This window comes from Actinomadura sp. NPDC048032 (assembly GCF_040653175.1).
GTDB classification, from domain to species: Bacteria; Actinomycetota; Actinomycetes; order Streptosporangiales; family Streptosporangiaceae; genus Spirillospora; species Spirillospora verrucosospora.
Genome location: NZ_JBEZJP010000009.1, coordinates 24,784 through 50,268, shown reverse-complemented (window position 1 = coordinate 50,268; position 25,485 = coordinate 24,784). Strand labels below are relative to the sequence as shown.

Here is a 25,485-nt window from a genome sequence, read left to right as displayed (position 1 = left end):
GTTGATGATCCACTGGTACTTGCTGTCGTAGTTGAAGTTGTGGACGCCGTAGGACTTCTCGTCGTACAGCCGGAAGACGTACCAGTAGTTTCTCGTGCTCGTCTGGTTCGAGAGCACGTACAGGCAGACGTAGAACTTGGCGCATGAGGGCAGGTAGTCCTTCGACTCCTCGCCGCGCGGCCGGTCCATCCACCTCCAAGGACCCTCGATGCCGTCGACCTTCGGCTCTCCCCCGGGGCCGATGTAGGGGTCGGCGGACGCGCTCGGCGCGACGGCGATCGTCGACAGCAACATCGCCGATGCCGCGACGGCGACCGCGGCGAACCTTCTCTTCGGCATTCGCGCCGCCCGCATGATCATGTGGCCTCCCTGATTCGGGAGGTGGCGGCTGCCCGGTGTGCGCTGTGCGGACGGTCGGCGCCGAACAGTGGACGGATGCTAAAGCCTCTTTTGGGCTTCATCGGCGCGGGCCAACACGATCGCGTCGTGCGTCACAGGGCGCCGCCGAACGCGGCGGGCGGCCTCCGGCCCCCTGCCCAGGCACCTGCTGCCAAGCCGGACGGAGTCACTGCGACGGCAAGGCCCCGGGTGCTCCGCAACGGGGGCTTGATGTGATGTTCCGCTTGGATTGAGCGCTGTTCTTGGATAGTTGCGCATTCGAACACGGGCGTGGCCATCGGGGACAAGGGATCGAGGACGAGTGCTGGTAGCGGGTCGATATCGACTGGACGAGCCGATCGGCAAGGGAGGGATGGGCGAGGTCTGGCGCGCCACCGACCAGAACCTGGATCGGACGGTCGCGGTCAAGCTGCTGCTGACGGCCGCGCCGGACCCGGAGGCACGCGAGCGGTTCCTGTTGGAGGCGCAGACCGCGGCCCGCCTTAGTGATCCGCACGTTGTGGCGGTGTACGACTTCGGTACCCATGAGGGCCGGCTGTTCCTGGTGATGGAGCACGTCCAGGGACACAGCCTCGCCCACGCAGGGCCCCTGCGTGGTGCCATGACGCCGTCGCGGGTCGCCGACATCGCGGCGCAGGCGGCGTCGGGGCTGTCCGCCGCGCATCGGCAGGGCGTCGTGCACCGCGACATCAAGCCGGGAAACCTGCTGCTGGCCGCCGACGGCACCGTGAAGATCGCCGACTTCGGCATCGCGCGGTTCACCGGCGAGGCTTCGGCGTCTCTCACCATGACCGGTCAGGTGATCGGCACCAGTACCTACCTGGCGCCCGAGCGGGGCCTGGGCCGGCCGGCCTGCGCCGCCTCCGATGTGTACTCTCTCGGCTGTGTCCTGTACGAGTTGCTGACCGGTCGGCCGCCGTTCCAAGGTGATAACGCCGCTGCCGTCGTGTTCCAGCACGTGGACGCCGCACCCGTGCCGCCCCGGAACTGGTGTCCGGGACTGCCAGGCCCGTTCGAGGACTATCTGATGCGGCTGCTGAGCAAGCGACCCGAACAGCGTCCCACGGCCGCCGAGGTAGCCGCCTGGTTCGCTGAACAGTCCTGGCGTGCAGACCGCCCCGTACCGGACGCGGCCGTCACCTCCACGGCCCGGCTGCCTGTCGTCGACCTGCCGTCCCCCGTGTCGAGAACCCGTTCGTTGAAGTTCTACGGGATCGCCGCAGGAGCCTCGGCCACTGCGGTCGTGATCGCGGGTGCGATCGGATTGGCGGTCGCCTCTGCTGGGGGCGAACCTGCCCCGGTCCCGACGGCATCCACATCGGCGCCTCCGGCAGGCGGCGCGCCTCCGGGAACGCCCACGGAGAAGAAGTCAGCCGTCGAGCGCCAAGAACCGTCCCCGAAAAGGACAGTGAAACCAGCTAAGAGGGCACCCAAACACAAGAAAGGTAGGCACAAGTGAACCATGCCGTTTGGCTGGAGGTTCACTTGACCGCATCATGACCAGCAGTAGCGCGCCTCCGGCGGCGGCGATGCGCATGCCTATGCCCAGCATCAGGGCGCTCCAGGGCCTGTCCGGATAGCGGGGCGTGAGACGGGACAGGCCCTGGGGTTCTCGGGTGTGGCCTGCTACACGGTGAGCCAGGCTGCCTGGTCCGGGGCCAGTCGGCTGGCTTCGACGGGGCCGCTGGCCAGCAGGATCGAGGTGTGTTCCGGCAGGTGGTACGGCTCGGTCGAGAAGTTGACGACGCAGATGAAGCCGGGTTTGCGGTGGAAGGCGAGAACTCCGGCGGGAGTGTCGTCCAGCCAGGTCAAGGTGGAGTCTCCGAGGGCGGGATGGTCGCGGCGCAGGCAGAGAGCGGCGCGGTAGAGCTCCAGTACGGAGTCCGGGTCGCCGCTCTGGGCTTCCACGGTGCGCGGCGCCCAGTCGGCGGGTTGTGGCAGCCAGGGCGCGGTGGTGGCCTGTGGGCTGAACCCGTACGGTGAGGTCCGTCCGGACCAGGGGATCGGAACTCGGCAGCCGTCGCGGCCGCGCTCGGTGTGGCCCGAGCGTTCCCAGACGGGGTCCTGGAGGACGTGTTCGGGCAGGTCCTCCACCTCGGGCAGGCCCAGTTCCTCGCCCTGGTAGATGTAGGCGCCGCCGGGCAGGGCGAGAGTGAGCAGGGCTGCTGCGCGGGCACGCCGGGTGCCCAGTTCGAGGTCGGCGGGGCCGGCGGGGACGTAGGACTCGTTGGCCACCCACTTCTTCGCGGCCACGCGGCCGTAGCGGCTGGCGTGGCGCATGACGTCGTGGTTGGACATGACCCAGGTGGCCGGGGCGCCGACCGCGCCGAGTGTCGTGAGGGTGTCATCGATGACGGCGCGCAGGTCCTTCGCGTTCCACTCGGTCATGAGGAAGTCGAAGTTGAAGGCGGTGTGCAGGCCGTCCTCACGGACGTAGGCGGCGAGCCGTTCCGGGGTGTCCGTCCATGCCTCGGCGACGAAGCAGCGGTCGCCGGGGTACTCGTCGGCCACCTTGCGCCAGGCTCGGTAGATGTCGTGGACCTCGTCGCGGTCCCAGAAGGGGTGCACGCCGCCTTCGCGGTCGGCCAGGTCCGGCAGCTCGGGGTCCTTGACGAGACCGTGGGCCACGTCGACGCGGAAGCCGTCCACTCCGCGGTCGAACCAGAAGCGCAAGACGGACTCGAACTCGGTGTGGACGTCGGGGTGTCGCCAGTTGAGGTCCGGCTGCTGGGGGGTGAAGAGGTGCAGGTACCACTCGCCGTCGGGCACCCGGGTCCAGGCCGGGCCGCCGAAGCGGGACTCCCAGTCGTTGGGCGGCAGGGCGCCCTCGGGGTCGAGGCCGGGGCGGAAGATGTAGCGCGCGCGTTCGGGGCTGCCGGGGCCTGCGTCCAGCGCGTCCTGGAACCAGGCGTGTCGGTCGGAGGAGTGGTTGGGGACGATGTCCGCGATGATGCGGATCCCGTGCGCGTGCGCCTCCTCGATGAGTCGCTCCGCCTCGGCGACCGTGCCGAACAGCGGGTCGATCTCGCGGTAGTCGGCCACGTCGTAACCGTGGTCGGCCATCGGCGACTTGTACCACGGGTTGATCCAGAGGGCGTCCACGCCGAGGGATTCGAGGTACGGCAGGCGGGAGCGGATGCCGGCGATGTCACCGACGCCGTCGCCGTCGCCGTCGGCGAAGCTGCGGATGTAGACCTGGTAGATGACGGCAGTGCGCCACCAGGGAGTGGTGGCGGTGGTGGCGGGCACGGTGTTGCTGCTCCTTGGTCGTTTCATGTCGGGCTCGGACCTGGTGTCTCAGGCGGGCGCCGGCAGGCTGTGGTGGCCCGCGCTGTCGCTGTGCGGGAGGAGGCCGTAGTAGATCCGGGGCGCGCCGTCGAGCGTCAGCGTCGCGCTGCCGTTGGTGACCGGGATCTGGGTGACCTGTCCGATCGCGTTCACCTGCCGTACGGCGGTCGTGGCGGCGACCGCGAGCGGGGTCTTGGTCGGCCAGGGGTCGGTCCACATCTCGGGGGCCGGGAAGTGCCAGTCGGTGCGTGGGCCGGCGGTGTTCAGCAGGTAGCCGTCGGCGCGGTTCCACAGGATGACCGCGGGGCCGTCGGGTGTGTCGAACCACAGGCCGAAGGTCTGCGGGTCGGCAAAGGTCAGCCAGTCACGGAAGGTGGCCTGGTCGAGCGTGCGGGCCGCGGTCGCGTAGGCCAGGAGTGAGGGCTTCGGGCTGAGGTCGCGGTTCATCAGGCCGTAGTGGTACTCGACGTTGTCCGGGTCGGCGATCTGGGGCATGCCGAGCACGCCGTCGTGGAACTGGTACCAGCACACGCCCCGGATCCCCTCGGCCTTGGCCAGGGCGAGGGTGAGGAGCACGTTTTCCGCGGCGTGCCGGTAGGTGTCGTGCCACCAGCTGTTGGGCTTGGTCGGCGCGTATGCCTCGGTCAGCCAGATCTCCTTCTCGCCGTGCTCGGCCATCAGCGCCTTCAACTGCCGCAGGCCGCCGTAGAAGTTCCAGTAGGTTCCGTCGCCGTCGGTGGTCCAGTCGTCGCCCGGCGGTATGTAGTCCGGGGTGAAGTTGCCGCGTCCCGGGTGGTAGGCGAAGGCGTCGATCAGGTCCCAGCCGCCGGCCGCGATGAAGTTCTCCACCCATGGCTTGTCCATGCCGGCCAATCCGTTGTTCATCAGTTTGACGGTGTCGCCGGTGGCTGCCCGCCGGTCGAAGACCGGCCGCAGTGCCTTGTCCAGGTAGGCCTGCGCGGCGTCGCCCGTGTTGAACGGTCTGTTGAGCTCGTTTCCGATCTCGAAGTACTCGGCCCCGGCGGCGACCGCCACCGCCAGTTTGTCCGCGGCCCAGGTGGCGGCTTCGGTGTCGGTCGCCTCCAGGGACGGCTGGAGTTCGATGTTGTGGCGCATGCCGCGGGCGTCGAAGTCGGCGGGCGGCAGTCCGGGGCCGCCGTCGTAGGCGATCCGGACCAGGCCGATGCCTGCCCTCTGCCACAAGTCCAGGAGGGCGGTGGCGCTCGGCCGTTGCAGCCAGGGGTAGTTGGCGACGCCGAACATGCCGGCCGTGCCCGCCTGGTAGTCGTAGGCCGGCAGTACCGCGAGGTTGGTGCGGGCGAACGCCTGGTCGTCACCGGAGCTGACGACCACTTCGGCCAGGGCGATCCCGCCCGTCGGCGCGGCCAGGGTGAAGGTGTGCTGCCAGGTGCCGGCCGCGTCGACGCTGCCGGTGACGGTCGTGGCGGCCAGCTGCGCGCCGTCGAAGTCGCGCACCCACAGCTTCAGGTCGACTGATGAGGCGGCGCTGCCGCCGTTGGCCACCAGAGCGGTGAGTTCCATCTGTTCACCGGCCGACTCGTACAGGTTGAAGTCGCGGTTCGTGGTGAGTTCGAGGCCGAGTTCACGGCCCCGGCCGATGGTGGCGGTGGCGGACGGCCGGGTCTCGGAGAAGAAGAAGTCGGCCCGGCTGGTCCAGCCGCCGCCCGCGTCGGCCACGCCCGGCGCGTGGACCCAGGTCGCGTTCGTCCAGGCCTGGCGGGACCGGTCGAGCAGGAACAGGCCGTGCAGGGAGGCCGACCAGGTGGAGGTGTGGGCGACGCAGAGGGTGTCCTCGTAGGGGATGCCGCCGCCCGCGTCACGGACCCATTCGGTGATCGGGACGTAGTCGTCGGGCGCGGCCGGTGCCTGGATCGCCCTGCTGAACAGGAAGCCGTCCGGGACCAGCGTGTCCGCTCCGGTGACGCGCCACTCCAGCACGGCGTGGGAGGTGCCGACGCTGAACCAGCCGGTGACGGCGGTAGGTCCAGCGGCGGCGTCGAAGGTGTAGTCCATGCGGATCGCCGGTGTTCCGTCCGGGAGCGCGCTCAGGGTCGGGGTGCCGCCGGTGGACACGTGGATTCCGGTGACGCTGTCCTTGACCTGGAACTTCGACCCGGCGGACCGCGTGACGCCGGCGCCGTCACGGATGGCGAGCCTGCCGCCCGCACTGGCCAGCAGGCTGATGCCGCCGCCGGTCAGGGAGACGTCGCCGGCCGCGGCGTGAGCGGCGATCGGGGTCGACTCGGCGACGAGGACGACGCCGGCGGCGAGAGCCGCGCCGAGAAAGGTGCGGCGGTCGAGCGTGGGTCGGGAGAAGGCTTCGGAGGTCATCGTCTGCTCCTGTCCGGCGTTCGGTGACGCCGACCCTGATAATGCCTATCTGCAGCTCCGTGAACGACACGTTTCCAGGCCGCTACTTTGGTGTCAACCGGTACTTGCCCCGGCGATCCTCGTGAAATACGGTCATCACCCAGAGCTGAAGTTAGGCATTATCAGGTTGGCCACTCACGATGGAGGAGCGATGTCGCCGAGACCTCGCCGTGTCACGCAACGCGAGATCGCGGAGCTGGCGGGCGTCAGCCAGACCACGGTGTCGGTGGTGTTGAACGACCGCGACGGCTCGAACGTGCGGGTCCCCGAGGCCACCCGGGCGCGGGTCAGGCAGGCCATCGAGCAGCTCTCCTACGTCGCAGACCCCGCGGCCCGCCGGCTCGCCGGCCTGGACAACCAGATCATCGGCGTCTTCACGTACGAGGCCGCGTTGTCCCCCGAGAGCATGGACTTCTACGGTCCGCTGCTGAACGGGATCGAGCGGGCGGCCGAGCAGATCGGGTGGGACCTGCTGTTCTTCACCTCCTCCCCGGTGGAGAACGGCACGCGCCGCCTCTTCCACCCCAAGACCCGGTTGCGACTGACCGACGGCTGCGTCCTGCTCGGTCAGCAGATGGTCGCGTCGGAGCTGGAGCGGCTGGTCGCCGAGCAGTTCCCGTTCGTCGCGATCGGCCGCCGGGACGAGACCGCCGCCAAGGTGCCGTACGTGGCCATCGACTACACCACTCCGACCACGGTGCTGATCGATCAGGCGGCGGCCGGCGGGCACCAGCAGGCGCTGTATGTCCACCGTGGCCGGGACACGCCGACCGCGCGGGACCGGCGCGATGCCGTCGAGGGCGCCTCCGCGGCGGGCCGGCTGGCCTTCCTGCTGGTCGGTGAGGAGAGGATCGCCGACCTGCCCCGACTGGCGCGCGCGACCGGCGCGACCTTGATCATCGCGGAGGACGCGTTCCTGGCGGAGGACGTCGCGCACGCGCTGTCCGGTGCCGGGGTCGCCGTACCGGACGAGGTCTCGCTCGCCGCGCTCGGTGAAGTGCGCGGCCATCGCGTGGAGGGCCGGGCGCTGGCCGGCTTCCACGTGCCCAGACCACAGCTGGCGGCCGAGGCCCTCGATCTCCTCCAGCTCCTGATCAACACGGCCCCCCAGAAGTGGGCCGGGCTGGACCGTGAGCGGCTGCTGGTGGCCGAGGTCGAGCCGGGGGACACGATCGTCGCGCGAACGGACACGCCGTCATGACGGGCCGGATCACGACCGAGGTGGCGATCATCGGCGGTGGCCTCGGCTCCGTCGCCGCCGCCCTGGCGCTGCTGCAACGGGGCCGCCGCGTCGTGCTGACCGAGGAGTACGCCTGGCTCGGCGGACAGCTCACCTCGCAGGCCGTGCCGCCCGACGAGCACATCTGGGTGGAGCAGTTCGGCGTCACCGCGCGCTACCGTGCGGTGCGCGAGGACATCCGCCGCTACTACCGTGACCACTATCCGCTGACGGCCGCCGCGCGCGCCGACCCCGCGCTCAATCCGGGCCGTGGCCGGGTGAGCAGGCTGTGTCACGAACCGCGGGTGGCCCATGCGGTGCTCACCGCCCTGCTCGCGCCGTTCAGGTCGGCGGGGCGGCTCACCGTCCTGCAGCCAGCGGTGCCCGTCGAGGCCGAGGTGCGCGACGCGGTGGTCCGTACCGTCACCGTCGCGGACCCGCGGACCCGGGCCGAGACAGTGATCACCGCCGAGTACGTCCTGGACGGAACCGAGACCGGCGACCTGCTGCCGCTGACCGGGACCGAGTACGTCGTCGGCGCCGAGGCACGGTCCGACACCGGTGAGCCGAGCGCCCCCGAGGCCGCCGACCCGGGCAACGTGCAGTCGATCGCGTGGTGCTTCGTCTTCGACCACGTCGCCGGTGACCACACCATCGCCCGGCCGGACGACTACGACCACTGGCGCTCCTTCGAGCTGCCCTTCTGGGGCGCGCCGATGCTGTCCTTCACCGCGCCGAACCCCCGGACCCTCGTGCCGGAGGACCGCACGATGAACGTCAACCCGGCCGCCGACGCCACCGGGGACCCCCGGTTCGACGCCGGAGACCGGGATCTGTGGCAGTTCCGGCGAATCGCCGCCCGCCAGAACTTCGCCGACGGCTTCTACGACAGCGACATCGTGCTGGCCAACTGGCCGCAACTGGACTACGTGGGCGGCTCGATCATCGACACCGACGACCGGCGGCTTCACCTGGACGCGGCGAAGGCACAGTCCCGTGCCTACGTGCACTGGCTGCAGACCGAGGCGCCCCGCCCCGACGGCGGCCGCGGCTGGCCCGGACTGCGGCTGCGCGGCGACCTGGTCGGCACCGCCGACGGGTTCGCGCAGGCCCCGTACATCCGCGAGTCCCGCCGGATCAGGGCCCTCACCACCGTGCGCGAGCAGGACATCTCGGTCAAGGCCCGCGGCGACGCCGGACCAGCCCGGTTCGACGGCTCGGTCGGCGTCGGGATGTACCGGATCGACCTGCACCCCTCCACCGGCGGCGACAACTACATCGACGTCGAATGCGCACCGTTCGAGATACCGCTCGGCGCGCTGGTCCCGGTGGCCACCCAGAACCTGGTTCCGGCCGCCAAGAACATCGGCACCACCCACATCACCAACGGCGCCTACCGGCTGCACCCGGTCGAATGGAACGTCGGTGAATCGGCCGGGGAGCTGGTCGCGTACTGCCTCGAACTCGGCCTGAGCCCACGGCAGATCGCGACCGACGATCACCTCGTCGACCGGCTCCAGGACAGGTTGACCGCGGTCGGGATCGAACTCCACTGGCCGCAGATCGCCGGCTACTAACCCCACCCCGCAGGCGCAGCACGCGCCGAGATTACGGAAGACGCACACCATGAACAGAACGAGAAGGCTCGTCGGCGCTCTCGCGCTGACCAGCGCCCTGACACTGACGGCGGCCTGCGGCTCGCCCACCGATGGGTCCGGGGGTTCCGACGCCAGGAACGTCAAGCTGAGGATGACGGTCTGGACCTCGAACCAGGACCAGCTCAAGCTGTTCGGCTCGATCGCCGACGCCTACCAGGCCGAGCACCCCGAGGTCTCCTCGATCACCTTCGAGAGCCTGCCCTTCGAGGACTACAACACCACCCTCACCACCCAGATCGCCGGCGGCAACGCTCCCGACCTGGCCTGGATGGGCGACCTGTCGAGGGACCTGATGGCATCCGACGCGCTGGTCGGCCTGACCGGCAAGCTGAAGGCGACCCCCGGCTGGCGGTACGACGACCTGGAGGCCAGCGCGACCAAGGAGTTCAGCCGGGACGGCACGCTGTACGCCTACCCGTTCTCCACCTCTCCGTACGCGCTGTACGTCAACACCGACCTGCTGGCGAAGGCCGACCAGAAGATCGACCCGAAGAACCTGACCTGGGACCGGGTCGCCGCCGCCGGCGCGGCCGTCCGCGCGGACACCGGCAAGGCGGGTTTCGTCATCCGGGACTTCGACTACAAGTCGTGGAACATGCTGGCCACCGTGTGGACCGGCTTCGGCGCGTCCGCCTGGAGCCCGGACGGCAAGACCTGCACCTTCACCAGCCCCCAGATGCAGAAGGCGTTCACCTTCCTGCACGACGCCGTGTTCAAGACCCGGGCCATGCCCGGCCCCGGGACGACGGCCGACTTCTTCGCCGGTGACTCCGCCTTCACCGTGGCCCAGGTCTCCCGCTCCTCGCTGCTCACCGGCAAGTTCAAGTACGCGCTGTTCCCGCTGCCGGCCGGCCCGGCCGGCGAGTACTCCGTCATCGGCCAGGCCGGCATGGGGGTTCTCGCCGCGGGCAAGCACAAGACCCAGGCCACCGACTTCCTCGCCTACCTGACGAACCCGACGAACTCCGAGAAGCTGGCGCAGTTCTTCCCGCCGCCGCGCAAGTCGATGCTCACCGGCGAGAAGCTCGCCGCCGGCAACAAGTTCCTGACCGCCACGCAGCTCCAGGAGGCCGTGGTCGACCAGCTGCCGAACGCCGTCACCCTGCCCAACCACACCAACCCGGCCGAGATAGCCCAGAAAGGCAAGACCTCGCTGGACGCGATGTGGAAGGCCGACGCGGACGTCCCCGCCGTACTGAAGTCGGTCTGCTCCGCGATCCAACCGCTCCTGGCCAAGTGACCATGGTCGGCCTCACGAAGACCAGAGCGAGGGCACCGGACGCCTCCCGGACGCCGGCCACGGCCCGGAACACCTCCAAGGCGCCGTTCTGGACGACCCGGCGCCGAGACGTGCTCGCGGGCTACCTCTTCATCACTCCGCAACTCGTCGGGGTCGTGCTGTTCGTGCTGATCCCGGTCGGGCTGGCGATCTGGTACAGCCTGAACGACTGGAACGTTTTCTCCGGCGAGCAGACCTTCGTCGGACTCGACAACTACAAGGCCCTGGCCGACGATCCGCAACTCCCCACGACACTGCGGGCGACCGCCGTCTTCGGCGGCGGGGTCGTGGTCCTGAACATCGGCCTGGGCCTGCTGCTCGCCGTACTGCTGAACCGGCGGTTCCGCGGCGCGACCTTCTTTCGCACCCTGTTCTTCTCCCCGGTCGTCGTCTCCGTGGTCGCCTGGACCCTGGTCTGGGGTTTCCTGCTCCAGGACAACGGCGGTATCAACGGGGTTCTCGGCGTGGCCGGCATCGACGGCCCGAATTGGCTCCAGCGCGGCGAAACCGCGATGGTGTCGGTGATCGTCACCCAGGTGATCCGCAGCGTCGGCGTCAACATGGTGCTCTTCCTGGCCGCCCTGCAGGGCGTGCCGGCGCAACTGTACGAAGCCGCCCGCCTCGACGGCGCGGGAAGCAGGGTGATCTTCACCCGGATCACCCTGCCGCTCATCTCCCCCATGGTGCTGCTGACCGCGATCATCACCATCGTCGGGGCCTTGCAGTCGTTCGCGCAGATCGCCGTACTGACCAGCGGCGGCCCGGAGTTGAGCACGACGGTGCTCGTGTACTACGTCTTCCAGCAGGCCTTCGAGTTCAACCACATCGGTTACGGCTCAACGCTGGCACTGCTGCTGCTGTCCTTCGTCATGCTGCTGACGCTGGTGCAGTGGCAGTTGCGTCGTAAGTGGGTGTTCCATGAGGAGTAAGCCGCCTTCCCCCGTCCTGAGGCGGGTGGCCCTGCTGACCGCGCTCGGTGTCCTGGCCGTCCCGTTCGTGGTGCCGACGGTCTGGATGGTGGCGGCCTCGGTGAAGCCGCTGCCCGAGATCTTCAAATCCCCGCCGTCACTGTGGACCAGCGACCCGACCCTGTCCGCGTACTCCGAGGCGTTCGGTTTCCAGCCGTTCGCCCGGCAGTACCTGAACAGCGTCTACATCGCCGTCCTGGTCACCCTGATCACCCTGCTGGTCTCCAGCCTCGCGGGATACGCGTTCGCCCGGATCCGCTTCCCCGGCGCGAACGCCCTGTTCCTGGTGGTCCTGGTCGGCCTGCTGGTGCCCAGTGAGGTGACGATCGTGCCGCTGTTCCAGATGTTCAAACGCGCCGGGATGATCAACACGCACTGGCCGCTGATCCTGGTCACCGCGCTGGCCGGACCGTGCGTCCTGGCCACCTTCATGATGCGGCAGTTCTTCATCGCCCTTCCGGCCGAACTGGAGGAGGCGGGCCGGCTGGACGGCCTCGGCCGCCTCGCGCTCTGGTGGCGGATCTTCCTGCCGCTGGCCAGACCGGCGTTGTCCGCGGTCGCGATCCTGACCTTCCTCACCTCCTGGAACCTGTACCTGGAACCCACCGTCTACCTCACCTCGCCGGACCTGTTCACACTCCCGCAGGCGCTCACCCGGTTCGCCGACTCCTACGGGGCCGAGATGTGGAACACCCAACTGGCCGCCGCCACCATGACCGTGCTGCCGGTCCTGGCCGTCTTCGTCATCGCCCAGCGCCAGTTCGTCGAGGGCCTGGCCCACTCGGGCCTCAAATAGGGCCGGAACGCCCACCGCTCGCGCAGCGGGCCCGGACACCGCGCCGGGTCCGCCCGCTACCCCCGCGCGGCCGCCACCCGAGCCCGGCGCAGAACACCCCCCTCGCCCGGGAACCTCCTGACAAGCGGGGTGGTCGGGGCGTCGCTGGCCCTCTCGTCGGCAGCGCCATCATCGAGAAATGGCAACTGTGCCACCGGACTGGCCTCGAGAGGGCTTGGTTCCTCAGGTGCTGGCGGGCTCGACGTCGATCACGATCATGCAGCGCACAGGACTGGGCGGGGCGAGGGCGTGGACCAGTCGGCTGAAATCCACGGCGAACGCGAAGCCATACAGGAGAAGGCTTCGCTGATCACCGGGGCGTCATCGACGGTGCGGCCCTCGACCGCGACGGCGTCCTCCAGATGAAACGAACTGTCGGAGCACTCCAGGCAGTGAGGTCGTGAAGAACGAGGGCCTCTGCTTGCCCGGCCGAGGATGCCCAGGTCAGCACCTTCCCGCGACGAACGATTCCCTGCGCCGCACGGTCGCGAAGGGCCGGCGCAAGGCCGCCCTCAGGCTCGATACCCGCCAAGCCGTTCAGCACCCCGAGCAAGTCGCGGCGCACGCCGCGACGCCGGGTACTGCTGCCCCGCGCACCACAAGGCCGGACGCGAGGCCGACACCGCCGAGCTTGCGCACCCGGACGCTGGGCGGCGGGGCGGCGCGGCTCGTCCAACCGCTCGTCCGTGTCCGAGGAGCGCACCGGCGCGCTCACCGAATGCTGACCGGCACCGTCGCCGCCACTGCCGAGGAGCGGCCAAGTCGTCCCAGCCTGGCTTCTTACCCGCAGCAAGGGCGCGGTGGCTGGTGTCGGGTCGGGGTGCCGAGAGCATCTGGCCGGAATGAAACGCTTAGCCGCCTGCTGCAGGTCAGGCATGTGCTGCAGCCGATCAGCTTCTCCGCGAGATGACCATGATGTATTCACAGGGGGCGTTCGTTCGGTTGGCGAAGCCGTGCTCTGCGTCGGCTTGGACGAACAGGGAGTCGCCTGTGTTCAGGGTCTCGCTGATCCCTCCGATCGCGACGGTCAGGGTGCCTTCGAGCACCACGACCTGTTTCTCCGTACCGGGCGGATACGCGGGCAGCAGCCCGGTCGAGACCTGCGCCGGAAGATAGTGGACGATCACCTCGGCTCCTCCCGCGCCCGGGGCCGCCGACACTATGTGCCGCTCGAAGCCGGTCTCCGGGTCACGGAAGACGGGACGGTCCTTCTTGCGCAAGGCGATGGCCACACCTGACACCGCAGCGGTCGGTGCACCGATCAGGTCCGACAGCGACGCGTCGAGCGCGTGGGCGATCCTGGACGCCACGCCGATCGTCGGGCTCTTCTCACCGCGCTCGACCTTGGACAGCATTGCCCGGCTGACCGACGACTGTGCGGACAACTGCTCCAGCGTCAGGCCCGCCTCCTCGCGACGGCGCCGCACGTTACCGCCGAACGCGCCGGCCAGGTCATCACCGTGCTGTGATTCGGCCGCGTCTCTGTCCTGCTCGACCACTGTGCTCCTCAATCGACGAGTACCTCGCCGCCGCAGTGTATGGTTTCTTCCAAAGAAGACATTAGTCTTCTATCGGAGACGCACGTCGTGCGCCCTACATGACAGGGGTTCCATGCGTTTGATCTCGAGTGGCCGGCACCACGCCACCTTCGCATTCGGCGACCTGCAGGTGGTCTCGTTGCGAGACGGGTACATCGACATGCCACCGACACGGCTCCGCGACGAGGAGGGGCGCCCGCTCGACGAACTGCCGGCCGCCGTCCCTCTGGCCGACGACAACCTGCGGCTGTCGGTCAACGCCTTCTTCGTCACCGACGGCACGCGATCGGTTCTCATCGACACCGGTGCGTCCGACGTCTGGCACGACCCCACCATGGGATTGATCTACGACGCGCTCGACGAGGCGGGAATCGATCGTGCGCAGATCACCGACGTGGCCATCACCCACAAGCACGAGGACCACGTGAGCGGCCTGATCGCACCGAACGGTTCGGAGGCGTTCACCGCACTCGAGCGCGTATGGATCGGCGCGGGCGACGCCTCGGTGTTCACGGGGCGGCTCGAGCCGATCCGTGACAGGGTCGTGCCGGTGGCGGAGAAGGCCGCGATCAACGAATGGGCCACTGCGGTCCCGACACCGGGCCACACCCCCGGTCACACCGTCTACGACATCAGGAGCAGCGCCGGCCACCTTCTCGTCTGGGGCGACACCGTTCACGTTCCCACGCTCCAATTCGAGCAGCCGAACGTCTCCTGGGAGCTCGACGGCGACCAGTCCCAGGCCCGCGCCGCGCGAGGGGAGCTCCTCGATCAACTGACCCGACCACACCACTTCGTGGCCGGCGCCCACCTCGACTCCCCCGGCATCGCCCGTGTAACCCGCTCCGGCGACGGTTATGCGCTGGAATACCTCGCACCACCGATCGGCTGATCGAGCCTGTCGGCTCCCGGCCCCACTCGCGATGGCGCTGCTCAGACTCCCCCCGTCTCGGCCCCGACAGTCGCTCCAGCTGCTCGGTGTGCCATTGATGGTCTTCGCGGCGGTGGTCCTGGTCGGCGGCACCTTCTACCTGCTGGTCTACGCGCTCTCCGGGCCATCGGTGCCCGGCCTGATCAACCAAGGAGACGCGGAGGGGCCCGCCCCCGTCCGGGCGCGCCTGAGCACGCCCAAGGTCGCGATCGACTCCCAGGGTGTGTGGGGCGCAATTCCGGAAGCGCGGGGCCGCCCCGCACGATGCCAGCCGCCGAATACACCACGAGGAAATCGCGGTAGCTGATCCGGTGCTGTGGGGCGTAGTCGCGGGTGTTGACGGTGCCGCCGGGCCGAACGGTGGCGGTTGCCGCCTTGCGGGTCATGGCCAGGTAGCGGACGGCTCGTTGGTCATGGGACAGGCGGGGCGGCACGCAGCAGCACGTCCCGCCATGCGCGGATGAGCGCGAAGCCGAAGTCGGTGAAAGGCCGTGCCGTATCAGCGGGCCTTTCCGGGGCGATCAGACGGTGCGACGTAGCAGCGGCAGCGCCTCCAGACGATCCAGGTGACCTGCCAACTGCGCCCAGCCGAAAGCAGGACGTGAGGCCACCCTGGGCGCCCGACCTGTTGGCGGCATGCCCCAACAGGTCGGGCGCCCGACCCGACGGGTGGACCTGAGCGACCATGCAGCGAGCACGCATCCCACCTTCAACCACACAGAGTGACCGGTAGAGCGCTCTTCTAGTGCCCTCGTTCACGGCAGGAGGAGGGTGATCTCCCACCCCCGCCACCACGACCTCGCTGACCCACGGTAGCCAGAGGCATCAGGCCCGCCCGGACTCCTGAAAGCCGCTCCATTGACCAGCTTGCTCGTCGGCCTCTCGCTCACTGGCATCCGCGCCCGCCCGGCCAGCGCCGGAGTGATGACCACCACCGTCAGCGTCCTGGCCCGGCGCCCGGGGCACCGTCTCGGAGCCGTCGATGAAGAGCGGCGGCGTCATGCTCCTGGAAATCAGGCGGGCACATCCTCTGCCGCGGGGCGCCAACAGAGGCGCTGATGTGGGCCTTGGGAGGGCGCGAGACCGGCACTTGGATTCGAGGCAGCCAGCGAGGCGCGCTGGCGCGGCCTTGGGCGACCAGGTGAGCCCCTTCGAGGTCGGCAGGGACCAGCGGACGCGCCCCTCAAACTTGTACCAATGCCCACATCTTCTTCTACAATGCATAGAAGTGCCACCGTTGCCCTTCGGTCCCCGTTAGCTCGTGCGTTGAGAGGCAATCCGGCAGGGCTGCACGATCGTGCGAAGCAACGGGGATCGCCGCCGCCCGGGACTCCAACCATCATCTTCTATCTATGCAGAAGATGGGACCGGTGGCCGACCGCACGGGACTGGCCGCCACCCCGGCACCGCGCAAGCCGGCACGGCCGACCGGAAAGCTCTCGCCATCCCTGGAACCGATTCCGGCTTCGTGATCAGAGACTAACGATGCGTGATAGGGTCGTGATCTGGCTGCCACCCGCTTTCTGCCGGGCGCTCGAATGCACTGTCAAGCAGCTTGGCGAGCCATCAGCGCTTCACGTACAGGTCAGTTGGTAGCGGACGATGCGGCTGGATGAGCCCGGCCCGATCGGAGGACGTCGCCGGTGGTAGGGCACAGCACGATGAGACGTGCCGCCGCCTTGCTCATCATCGTCCTTTGCGGCTGCCTGCACCTGGTCCTGGACACGGCTCTCCAAAGCGCAGGACCCGGCGAGTTCACGGCGCCGACTTCGGCGGGCAGCATTCAGCTGAGCGACTCGGGCGCACTTCGCTCCAGTTCGGAGGAGCGGAAGTCCGCGCAGGAGTCGCCCAAGCATCTGACTGTCCGGGCGAGCAGTCGCGTGGCCAACCCCAAAGAGGTCAAAGCCCCGGACACCCCGACACGCTCGGCATTCACCGTCGGCGCGAGCACGATCGCGTTTCCGCGCCGCGTCGGCGGGCTCGTGCACGCGATCAGCAGACGTACCACCGGGAACATACCCGCCATCCTCCAGGTATTCCGTTGCTGACAGCGCCCTCCGGCGCGTGTTCTTCCTGCCGAAGCACCATTTTGAGGGCGTAAGCCGTCGTGCTTGGTCGTTACGACCATGCCACATGAATTGAACGACGCTCTTATCGCACATCGGTATCGGAACGGGTCGACGCGACCGGACGACCACACCGTCAGATCATCCTTTGTCCAACTCCTACGATGCCCTCGCATTCGCGGGGACACCCTGGAGGTATTTCGCATGCGCACTTTCATCGACCATGCCCGAACGTTCGGCTCCCGGGCCGCGGAGAACGGCGGAGAACTGCATCGGCTCGCCGACGGCCAGTCGCCCCTGGCGCTGTTCATCACCTGCTCCGACTCGCGCGTGATCCCTTCCCTGTTCACCGGAGCCCGTCCAGGTGAGCTGTTCGAGCTGCGCACGGCGGGCAACATCGTTCCGCCGTACCGGCTGGACCGTCCTACCAGCGAAGCGGCGACCATCGAGTTCGCGATCGAGATCCTCGGCGTCGCCGACATCGTGGTGTGCGGCCACTCCCACTGCGGGGCCGTCGGCGCCCTGGTCCGCGGCGACGACCTCAGCGCCGCCCCCGCCGTCCGCACCTGGCTGGCCGAGGCCGCCGGCACCTCGCCGCGTCTGCCCGGTAACGCCTCATCCGAGCGGGCGGCATCCCCTTCCGCCGACTGCGGCGACCTGGCGGCAGCGGTCCAGAGACATGTGCTCGATCAACTGGAGCGGTTGCGCGCCTATCCCGGCGTGGACGAGCGGGCCGCCGACGGCCGGATCGGCCTGCACGCCTGGTACTACGAAGTGCACACCGGATCGGTGCTGGCGCACCGGCCGGACGCCGACACCTTCTCTCCCCTGTAGGTGAGGACCGATGCTCCCAATGACCCTGCGGTCCTCCCGAGTGCTTCGGAACGAGATCACCGCGTCCCTTGTCGTCTTCCTCGTCGCCATGCCGCTGTGCGTGGGAGTCGCGGTCGCCTCCGGCGTCCCGGCCGAGCTGGGCCTGATCACCGGCATAGTCGGCGGCCTGGTGACCGGTCTGCTTCCCGGCAGCAGCCTCCAGGTCAGCGGGCCCGCCGCGGGCCTGACCGTCCTGGTGTACGAGGCCGTCCAGACATACGGCCTGAGCACGCTCGGCGCGATAGTCCTCGCGGCGGGCCTCCTGCAGTTGCTGCTCGGCGCGCTGCGGATGGGGCGGTGGTTCCGCGCGATCTCCGTGGCCGTGGTGGAGGGCATGCTCGCCGGAATCGGCCTGACCATCATCGCCGGGCAGTTGTACGCCATGGCCGATGCCACCGCGCCCGGCTCGGGCCTGGCCAAACTCGCCGGGCTGCCGGGACTGCTCCTCGACAGCACCGGATCAGCCGCGGCGCTGGCCGCGCTCGGCGTCGGCGCGGGCACCGTCGCACTGCTGGCGGGATGGGCGCACTTGCCGGAGCGAGTCCGAAAAGTTCCGGCGCCGCTCGCGGCCGTGGCTCTGGCGACGGGTGCGTCCTTCCTGCTGGATCTGCCCGTGGCTCGGCTGGACGTACAGGGCCTTCTCGGAGCTGTCCAGCCACCCGGCATCGGCGACGTGGCCCGAGTGGCCGAGATCGGCGTCCTCGGAACCGTGCTGGCATTCGCGCTCATCTCTTCCGCGGAAAGCCTGTTCAGCGCCGCCGCGGTCGATCGCATGCACGACGGTCCCCGTACCGACTACGACAAGGAGCTCATGGCCCAGGGCACCGGCAACACCGTGTGCGGGCTCCTGGGAGCCCTGCCGATGACAGCGGTGATCGTACGCAGCGCCACCAACGTGCAGGCAGGAGCGCAGACCAAGGCTTCGCGCGTCCTGCACGGGCTCTGGATTCTCTTGTTCGCCGCGGCCTTCCCTGCGGCGCTGGGAATCATCCCGCTCGCCGCCCTCGCGGGCGTGCTCGTGCACGCCGGCTGGAAACTCATGCCTGTCAAGCAGTTGCGCCCCTTGTGGCACCGTCATCGCGGCGAGGCACTGATCCTCGTCCTCACGGCCACGGCAGTGGTCGTCCTCAACCTGTTCGAGGGAGTGCTGCTCGGCCTGGTGCTGGCTGTGATCAAGACGGCCTGGGAGACCTCGCACATCCAGATCGAGGTGGACGAGAGGGAAGAGGTGACCGGCGCGCACGGGCGTCCGGTGCGTGTCGCCCTGGCCGGCCACGCCACGTTCTTGCGTCTACCGCAGATGTTGGACACCTTGGAGAAGCTCCCCCGAGATCGGCCGGTCCAACTGGATCTCACCGGTCTGCGGCACCTGGACCACGCCTGCCACACGGCGCTGATGAACTGGGTGGAGCGCCACAACCAGGCGAGCCTCGACATGGTCCCGGTCGGAGACGCCCGATCCTGAGGTCCGCACGGAACCCGTGACGGGGGCAGATGCGGGCGTCCTGCCCGCATCTGCCCCCCCGTCACTCCGTCTCACACGGGCATGTGCGGACCAGGTGCCCGTCGAGCAGGATGTGCAGGTCAGCCCAGACGGTCAACGTTCGTCCGGCCAGACCCTGGGACCCAGAACCGCTGCCGTCCCAGCGTCAGCCGTTCGGACGGGGCGCGATCGGTGTGCTCCGATCTGGTCCCGGGAACGGGCTCCAACGGGCAACCGCCTTACCGGACCATCCCGAAAGGGTGACCGCGAGCACCCTGAGCGCAACAACCCCAGCAGATCCGGCTGATCGCTCCGTCTGCTCACTATCGGGAAGCGTTCCGGTGCTCAAGAATCCAGGCTGCGATCTGTACGCGAGAATTGAAACCCAGTTTGACGAGTATGTTCTCGACATGGCCCTCCGCGGTGCGTTGAGCGACGACGAGCCTTGCGGCGATCTCTTTATTGCTCATGCCCTCCGCGACGAGTTGGGCGACTTCCAGCTCACGTCTTGTCAGTACGGAAGGAGTGCTCGGATCCGGCGGCTCGGCTTGCGTCTGCACGGGGCTGTCCGTGTCCAGCGCATAGGCAATCGCCTCGTCGAAGTCAAGACCTGCCCCAAATCGAAAGGCCATGGCGTACTTCTCATGCTGCAGAGAAGAACGCAATTGCTTTTCGCAAGTTTCGTGGGCATCGGCATACGGCCGGAATTTTTCCAGAGACAGCCCCAGGGATCGCCGGAGGGCGTCGGCAACGCCGAGCAGGCAAGCGGAGCGTTCGTACTGCTTCTGGGCGGAGGCAGCCCAAGCCAGCGCCTCAAAACTCCAGACGGGACTGTACCGATAGCCTATTACATAGTCTATGTGGAGACTGTCCTTGAACAATGCGCTGGCCTGTTCGATGGCCCCGGCTCGCCAACAGTCGATACCCACGACCCATCGCCCCATGGATATCTCGCCTGGGGCGTCCGCGGATTCGGCCATCTTCAGGCACTCGGCGGCGAGATCAGCCGAGCCGTCACACCCGAGAAATGCTGCGGAAGTAGCCAGGTAAAAAGACGCGAAGAAGGCTTCGTTCACACTGCCGTTATCGGCAAGCTTTTTCTGGTTCTCGCGATACCAGTCGCGCGCTTCAGTCAACTCGCCTATTGCACGTGGGAGATCCCCGGCCAAGAAGGACGCCCGGCCCAAGAGCAGCTTGAGAAGGGCCTGCGACCGGCCATCGTCAGAATGTGCGATTTGCTCTCGACATTCATCCATCATGGGGAGGGCGACATCGATCTCCCCTTGCATCAGCGCGAAGGTCGCATCCACGGCCAGCGCTTCGAATCTCGCCGGACTCGACCGTTTATTCTTCCGGAGCGCCTGGTCGAGCCAGTGACGGGCCTCGCTGTGAGCTCCATTGAAGACCCAGTACCCGTAGAGCTTGGTGGCGATGTCCAGGCTCGCCTCAGTCCGGTCGGCATCAGCCAAGGAAAAAGACAGTGCGGCACGCAGGTTCGGCAGTTCCTGGCGCATCCTGGCAAACCAATCACCCTGCCGCTGACTGAACCAATTAAGATTTGCCCGTTCGGCGAGTTGCCGGTAGTAGTCGCGGTGGCGGCGGCGATAAGACGTTTGCGCACCGCTTTCATCCAGGCGCTCTTGGCCATAATGATTAAGAGTTTCAAGCAGTCGATACCGCGCTATTTTGTCATCGTCCTCGCGAATGAGAATCGATTTCTCAAGGAGGCTCGTCACAAGACCGAGGACATCTTCATGCGCGATACCGTCCCCTGAGCAGACCTGTTCGGCGGCATCAAGGTCGAATCCGGCGGGAAACACGGACAACCGCGCCCACAGCGTCTGCTCCGCCGAGGAGCACAGGTCGTAGCTCCAGTCGACCGTGGCTTTCAGCGTCTGGTGGCGAGGCAGGGCGGACCGGTATCCCTGGGTCAGGAATCGGAAACGATTGTCAAGCCGGTCGACAATCTGTTCGAGTGACAGGGCCCGGAGTCGAACTGCCGCCAATTCCAGCGCGAGCGGGATGCCCTCGAGCTGGCGACACAGCCTCGCCAGCATGGAGCTGTTCTCGGAGCTGATCACAAACTCCGGCCGAACCGCCCTCGCGCGTTCCATGAACAGCATCACTGACTCGTACTGGGCCACCGTACGCGGAGTCACCTGTTCGACCCGGTCCGGTACCGACAACGGAGCGAGCGCCATCACCACCTCCTCCCTGGCCCTCAGGGGCTCCCGGCTGGTCGCCAGGATCCGCAATCCCCCGGCCCCACCGAGGAGCTTCTCGACCAGGGGCGCACACGCTTCGAGCAGATGTTCGCAGTTGTCCAGCACCAGAAGCAGGCGCTTACCCTGCAGAAAATCCACCAGGGTCTCGGCCGAAGACCGGACTGACCGATCTCGCAGCCCCAGAGCGGCTGCAACGTTGCGCGCCAGCAAGTCACCGTCTTGTAGCGCCGCCAGTTCTACTAGCCAGACACCGTCCGGGAACGCCCGCCGGACCTCGGCTGCCACCCGTATCGCCAGCCGTGTCTTACCGACCCCGCCGACACCGGTCAACATCAACAACCGCGTGTCGGAAAGCAGCCTCTTCGCCTCGACCACCTCCCGCCTGCGGCCGACGATGCCCATCGCGTCGGGCGGGAGGCTACCGACCACCTGCGGCGATGCGTCTTGAGCCATAGTTCATGCTAATCGGGAACCCCGAGACAAAAAGCCTCTCACCAGGAGCTTTACGAATTTTCATGGTTACTCAAGTGTGTATCGGGGCCCTGGCGGCTGGTGTGACGCATGAGACCCGTGTGTCAGCGATGACGCGTCGTACCGCTGCCGCCTCCCTATAGATGACGCCCGGCCCACCCCTCCTCCCTAGGTACCGACGCCGGATGAGGCTTTGATGACGGTTGCCGACCGAGTCCGGGGTCGGGGCCGCGACCACGCATCGCCACGCGACCTAGGCCAGACTTGCTGAACCAGTGCTCAGGTTGTCGGACGAGTGAACGTGTCGTAGGCGAGGAGCTCAGGTGTCGAGCCTGGCAGCGCCATCAGGTCCCAGGTCAAGAGCTTTCCCACGACCGCCTGGGCAACCATCTTCCTGGGAAGGCACTTGCACGCCGCATCCCCGGCTGCTCGAGGAAAGAAAGTCGGTCACGTTCCGCTCCAGGGCCAGCACGTAACGCATCGCCGCCCGCAAAGTGACCGAAGGATCAAGATCCTCGGGATACATCAGCGCCTCTTCCAGGTGGAGTCGAAGCGCGGTCAGCGGTGTGCGCAGGTCGTGGCTCAGGTCGCGGGGCGTTCGCCGGGCGAGGTCGTCTGCACCCAGGCAATCGAGAGGGGCCTTGGTCGTCGCAACGTCACGGATCTCGACCACCGGGCCTCCGGATGCATGGGGCGCGCTTCGCGTCTGGTGCTGGCTCATGGTTCGGCCTTCCGTCAAGCTCATCTGCTTACCGGTCCAGCGTGCCTTCAGGGCAGAGGTCGCGGCGGGGGGTGAAGTACGGGTATCACTACCTAGATCTAGTGCAAGATCGGGTGTCCGACCGGGACGGGGATCGCCTCCCGGCCCGCGGGCGCGGGCAAGCGAGCCCATCCAGCCTGATCCCGCCTTCGCATGACAGCCGCCGCCCTCTGCTACCAGATCTTTGCGCTCACGGCCGGCCGACCGGTTCCTCGACTCGGATCCCGCTGGCCTGTGTGGACGGCCGGATCGGTCGTATAGTCCAGTATTCGCTCCTTCAGCCAGACCAGTTGTGAGGAGAGTGCGGGCATGGCGATCCGCCGGTCCAAGTTCACGGCCGATCTTGCCCTGGTCGACATCGACCAGAGGCCCGAGCGGACGCTGACCTCCCGGCTCGAGGGGTCGCTACGCGACGCGATTCGAAGCCGACGCCTGCGCGAAGGCGTTGCGCTGCCGTCATCCCGACACCTGGCGTCGGAGCTCGGATGCTCGCGGTGGGTGGTGGTACAGGCCTATGAACAGCTGATCGCCGAGGGATATCTACAGGCGACGCAGGGCGGTGCGACGCGGGTGTGCGGACTGTCGTGGCGGGCTGCGCCGCAGGACCCAGTGATCGAGCAGCCGGTCACGCGCTACCGGATCGACCTCACCGCCGGGCAGCCGGACATCTCCGCCTTCCCCGCGAGTGCATGGGCACGAGCGACGCAGACCGTCCTCGCCAGCACGGAGTGGGACAACCTCCACTACATCGACCCGTCAGGCATCGAGGCCTTCAAGATCAGCGTCTGCGAGCTTCTCGGCCGCACTCGGGGGGTGGTGGCCGAACCCGACCACGTCCATGCGACCGCAGGGGCCACCCACGCGATCGGGCTGGTCTGCCGGGCGGCCGCACGCGCCGGCCATACCAGGCTCGCTGTCGAGGATCCCGGCTGGCCGCCCCTGCGCGACTTCGCATCGGCCGCCGGGCTCGAGTTGGTGCCGATCCCGGTCGACGAGGACGGGATCAAGGTCGAGGTGCTCGAACGACACCCCGACGTGCGCATGGTCTTGGTCACCCCCGCGCACCAGTTCCCGACCGGGGTGGTGTTGTCGGCAGAGCGACGGCAGGCGTTGGTGCACTGGGCCGAAGCCGTCGGAGGGCTGGTGCTCGAAGATGCCTACGACGCCGAGTTCCGCTACGACAAGCGGCCGGTAGGCTGCCTGCAGGGCATGGCGCCCTCCCGGGTCGCCTTCGTGGGCTCGTCGACGAAGCTTCTCGCGCCAGGGGTTCGGCTGGGCTGGCTCGTCCTGCCGGGGCGCTGGAACCGGCTCGTCGTTGAGGCACGGGAGGGGATCGACCTCGGTGTCTCCGCGCTGGTCCAACTGATCTTCGCCGAGCTCGTCGACAACGGCCAATTGGAGCGGCACCTCAACCGGTCACGACGCCTCTACCGCGCCAGGCGGGCACGGATGCTCGAGGCACTCGACAGGTACCTGCCGGCACTGGAGACTGCTGGAATCGCCGCCGGGCTGCACCTCCTGGTGCGATTGCCTGAAGGAATCGACGAGAACCGCCTGGTGAGTGAAGCGGGTCGACGGGGCGTGAAGGTTTACGGACTGGGGCGCTACGACCACGGCACGAGCGAGCGGCGCGGCCTGGTTCTCGGTTACGCCCGCGCGACCGCGACGTCAATTGAGGACGGTGTGCGAATTCTTGCCGAGTGCTGCGCCGGCCTCGAATGACTGGTCGGACCCGATCCACGGGCTGTCACTCGGCCCGGAAGACGACGTACACCTTGCGCAACCTCTCGTGCACCTCCCAGATGCCGGTCCAGCCGACAGGGAACAACGCCGTGTGCCCGGCCGTGATCTCCACAGGTTCGCCGTCGTCCTGCCGCACCGTCATCCGTCCGGAGAGGACGTGGATGAACTCCCCCCGCTCGTGGAACTCCCATCGCGAAGTGCCGCGTTCGCACTCCCAGACACCCGCCAGGATCCCCTGCCGCTCGGCGGAGAACATGATCTGGCTGCGGGTCGTGATGGGCCCCGCGAGCGGCTGGGCGATCGGTGGTGCAAGCGGGGACTCCCGCAGATCCTCTGCGTTGAGGCTCGATGCCTCGAAACTGATGGTCACGTGCGTCCTTCCGGTCGGGTCGGTGTCATGCGCCCTGGAGCAGATCCCAGATCTGCTGGTCTCGCTCCACAGTCCACACGGTGGGGCGCTCGACCCCGTCGAGCTCCTCCCACAGGCGCGCGACGTTGAACGGCATGCAGTGCTCGAAGATGGGCCAGCGCCCGTAGTCCTCGACCAAGGCGCCGTGGGCGGCAGCGAAGGCGTCTCGCAGCGAACCCGCTGCCCGGTGCACCCCGCCCACCTCACGCAGCATCACCTGGAGGAAGTGGCGGGTCTGCTCGACCGCTTCGTCGACGGCGTCCCGTCCGCGGCTGACGGCGCCCCGGCCGCCGACGAGCACCGCGGCCTCCAGCGAGGCCACCTCGTCCAACGTGCTCACCCAGTTGCGGTGGAAGGCGTCGCCGGTGTAGAGGGCGGCGCGTGACTCGACGAGGTCGCCCGAGAAGAGCACCCGCTGCCCGGGCAGCCATGCCACGATGTCGCCCTCGGTGTGGCCTCGACCCAGGTAGCAGAGGACTAGGTCGCCGCGCTCTCCGCCAAGCGGGATGGTGAGTCGCTCGGAGAAGGTCAGGTCGGGCCAGGTGAGTCCGGGTACGGTCTCGGGGTCCTTGGCCAGCCGCGGCATCCGGGTGAACTCGCTGGCCCAGTCCTCGCGACCGCGTTCCGCGACGAGATGGCGGGTCCGGTCGTGCGCGACGATGACGTCGGCCTCGAACGCGGCGGCACCGAGGGTGCGGACGGCGTGGTAGTGCGAGAGGACCAGGTAGCGCACCGGCTTGTCGGTGTGGTGCCGCAGCCGCTCGAGCCAGTCGGCGGCGGCGCTGGGCGTGGCTCGGGCGTCGAAGCACACCAGGAAGTCCTCTCCCTCGATGGCGCCGACGTTCGGGTCGCCCTCGGCAGTGAGGGCGTAGACGCCGTCGGCCACGACTTCGAGCGTCTCGGTCTTCGCGGTCGTGTCCGCGCTGGAGGCGAAAGGCTTCTGGGGCAT

19 protein-coding genes are annotated in these 25,485 nt (G+C 68.1%); 11 read left to right on the top strand and 8 right to left on the bottom strand.

From position 1 onward, the window contains the following. Nucleotides 1-360 (bottom strand): hypothetical protein (locus tag AB0C69_RS02875; protein ID WP_360348954.1); only part of this gene is annotated, 360 nt, incomplete at its 3' end. A 340-nt stretch (nt 361-700) separates the two neighbouring features. Between AB0C69_RS02875 and AB0C69_RS02870 the strand changes: the two genes are divergently transcribed. Next, nucleotides 701-1,858, top strand: a complete 1,158-nt coding sequence (locus AB0C69_RS02870; protein WP_360348951.1) for a serine/threonine-protein kinase — start codon at nt 701-703, stop codon at nt 1,856-1,858. A 167-nt stretch (nt 1,859-2,025) separates the two neighbouring features. On the opposite strand, the gene AB0C69_RS02865 is transcribed toward AB0C69_RS02870, so the two are convergent. After that, nucleotides 2,026-3,675 (bottom strand): glycoside hydrolase family 13 protein, encoded by a 1,650-nt coding sequence (locus tag AB0C69_RS02865; protein ID WP_360348948.1) that lies wholly within the window; start codon nt 3,673-3,675, stop codon nt 2,026-2,028. A gap of 21 nt (nt 3,676-3,696) precedes the next feature. Beyond that, the gene (locus AB0C69_RS02860) at nt 3,697-6,039 is read right to left on the bottom strand and encodes a hypothetical protein (RefSeq protein ID WP_360348945.1); all 2,343 of its coding nucleotides are present in this window, start codon (nt 6,037-6,039) and stop codon (nt 3,697-3,699) included. Between the two features lie 190 nt (nt 6,040-6,229). On the opposite strand from AB0C69_RS02860, the gene AB0C69_RS02855 reads away from it, so the two are divergent. The 5 genes from AB0C69_RS02855 (at nt 6,230) to AB0C69_RS02835 (ending at nt 11,998) form a co-directional block, all read left to right on the top strand. Continuing rightward, nucleotides 6,230-7,279 carry a LacI family DNA-binding transcriptional regulator gene (locus AB0C69_RS02855; RefSeq protein WP_360348942.1) on the top strand — a complete coding sequence of 350 codons (1,050 nt, stop codon included), beginning with the start codon at nt 6,230-6,232 and terminating at the stop codon, nt 7,277-7,279. Continuing rightward, nucleotides 7,276-8,874 (top strand): FAD-dependent oxidoreductase, encoded by a 1,599-nt coding sequence (locus AB0C69_RS02850; protein ID WP_360348939.1) that lies wholly within the window; start codon nt 7,276-7,278, stop codon nt 8,872-8,874. Before AB0C69_RS02855 ends, AB0C69_RS02850 begins: the two co-directional genes overlap by 4 nt. Nucleotides 8,875-8,923: 49 nt before the next feature. Continuing rightward, entirely contained in the window at nt 8,924-10,195 is a 1,272-nt protein-coding gene (locus tag AB0C69_RS02845) for a sugar ABC transporter substrate-binding protein (RefSeq protein WP_360348936.1), read from the top strand. A gap of 110 nt (nt 10,196-10,305) precedes the next feature. Then, entirely contained in the window at nt 10,306-11,163 is an 858-nt protein-coding gene (locus AB0C69_RS02840) for a sugar ABC transporter permease (RefSeq protein ID WP_360348933.1), read from the top strand. 25 nt (nt 11,164-11,188) lie between these two features. Next, nucleotides 11,189-11,998, top strand: a complete 810-nt coding sequence (locus AB0C69_RS02835) for a carbohydrate ABC transporter permease (RefSeq protein ID WP_360348930.1) — start codon at nt 11,189-11,191, stop codon at nt 11,996-11,998. Between the two features lie 929 nt (nt 11,999-12,927). Here AB0C69_RS02835 and AB0C69_RS02830 read toward each other — a convergent pair. Continuing rightward, nucleotides 12,928-13,536 (bottom strand): XRE family transcriptional regulator, encoded by a 609-nt coding sequence (locus tag AB0C69_RS02830; protein ID WP_360348927.1) that lies wholly within the window; start codon nt 13,534-13,536, stop codon nt 12,928-12,930. Between the two features lie 112 nt (nt 13,537-13,648). On the opposite strand from AB0C69_RS02830, the gene AB0C69_RS02825 reads away from it, so the two are divergent. From AB0C69_RS02825 to AB0C69_RS02810, 4 genes are all read left to right on the top strand, one after another. Then, the gene (locus tag AB0C69_RS02825) at nt 13,649-14,467 is read left to right on the top strand and encodes an MBL fold metallo-hydrolase (RefSeq protein ID WP_360348924.1); all 819 of its coding nucleotides are present in this window, start codon (nt 13,649-13,651) and stop codon (nt 14,465-14,467) included. 1,718 nt (nt 14,468-16,185) lie between these two features. Continuing rightward, on the top strand, nt 16,186-16,554 hold the full coding sequence (locus tag AB0C69_RS02820) for a hypothetical protein (RefSeq protein ID WP_360348921.1): 369 nt from the start codon (nt 16,186-16,188) through the stop codon (nt 16,552-16,554). Nucleotides 16,555-16,776: 222 nt separating this feature from the next. Beyond that, complete coding sequence (locus tag AB0C69_RS02815) at nt 16,777-17,406, top strand: carbonic anhydrase (protein ID WP_360348918.1); 630 nt, start codon at nt 16,777-16,779, stop codon at nt 17,404-17,406. A 40-nt stretch (nt 17,407-17,446) separates the two neighbouring features. Then, nucleotides 17,447-18,910, top strand: coding sequence for a SulP family inorganic anion transporter (locus AB0C69_RS02810; protein WP_360348915.1), 1,464 nt, complete (start codon nt 17,447-17,449; stop codon nt 18,908-18,910). 341 nt (nt 18,911-19,251) lie between these two features. Here the strand turns inward: AB0C69_RS02810 and AB0C69_RS02805 are convergent, their stop codons facing one another. Beyond that, nucleotides 19,252-21,555, bottom strand: a complete 2,304-nt coding sequence (locus AB0C69_RS02805) for a LuxR C-terminal-related transcriptional regulator (RefSeq protein WP_360348912.1) — start codon at nt 21,553-21,555, stop codon at nt 19,252-19,254. A 388-nt stretch (nt 21,556-21,943) separates the two neighbouring features. Continuing rightward, a complete protein-coding gene (locus AB0C69_RS02800) occupies nt 21,944-22,297 on the bottom strand; it encodes a histidine kinase dimerization/phospho-acceptor domain-containing protein (RefSeq protein WP_360348909.1) in 354 nt (117 codons plus the stop codon). Between the two features lie 396 nt (nt 22,298-22,693). On the opposite strand from AB0C69_RS02800, the gene AB0C69_RS02795 reads away from it, so the two are divergent. Further along, the gene (locus AB0C69_RS02795) at nt 22,694-24,106 is read left to right on the top strand and encodes a PLP-dependent aminotransferase family protein (RefSeq protein ID WP_360348906.1); all 1,413 of its coding nucleotides are present in this window, start codon (nt 22,694-22,696) and stop codon (nt 24,104-24,106) included. A 25-nt stretch (nt 24,107-24,131) separates the two neighbouring features. Here AB0C69_RS02795 and AB0C69_RS02790 read toward each other — a convergent pair whose 3' ends face one another. Both AB0C69_RS02790 and AB0C69_RS02785 read right to left on the bottom strand, forming a co-directional pair. Continuing rightward, a complete protein-coding gene (locus tag AB0C69_RS02790; protein ID WP_360348903.1) occupies nt 24,132-24,497 on the bottom strand; it encodes a cupin domain-containing protein in 366 nt (121 codons plus the stop codon). Nucleotides 24,498-24,522: 25 nt separating this feature from the next. After that, nucleotides 24,523-25,485, bottom strand: coding sequence for an MBL fold metallo-hydrolase (locus tag AB0C69_RS02785; RefSeq protein WP_360348900.1), 963 nt, complete (start codon nt 25,483-25,485; stop codon nt 24,523-24,525).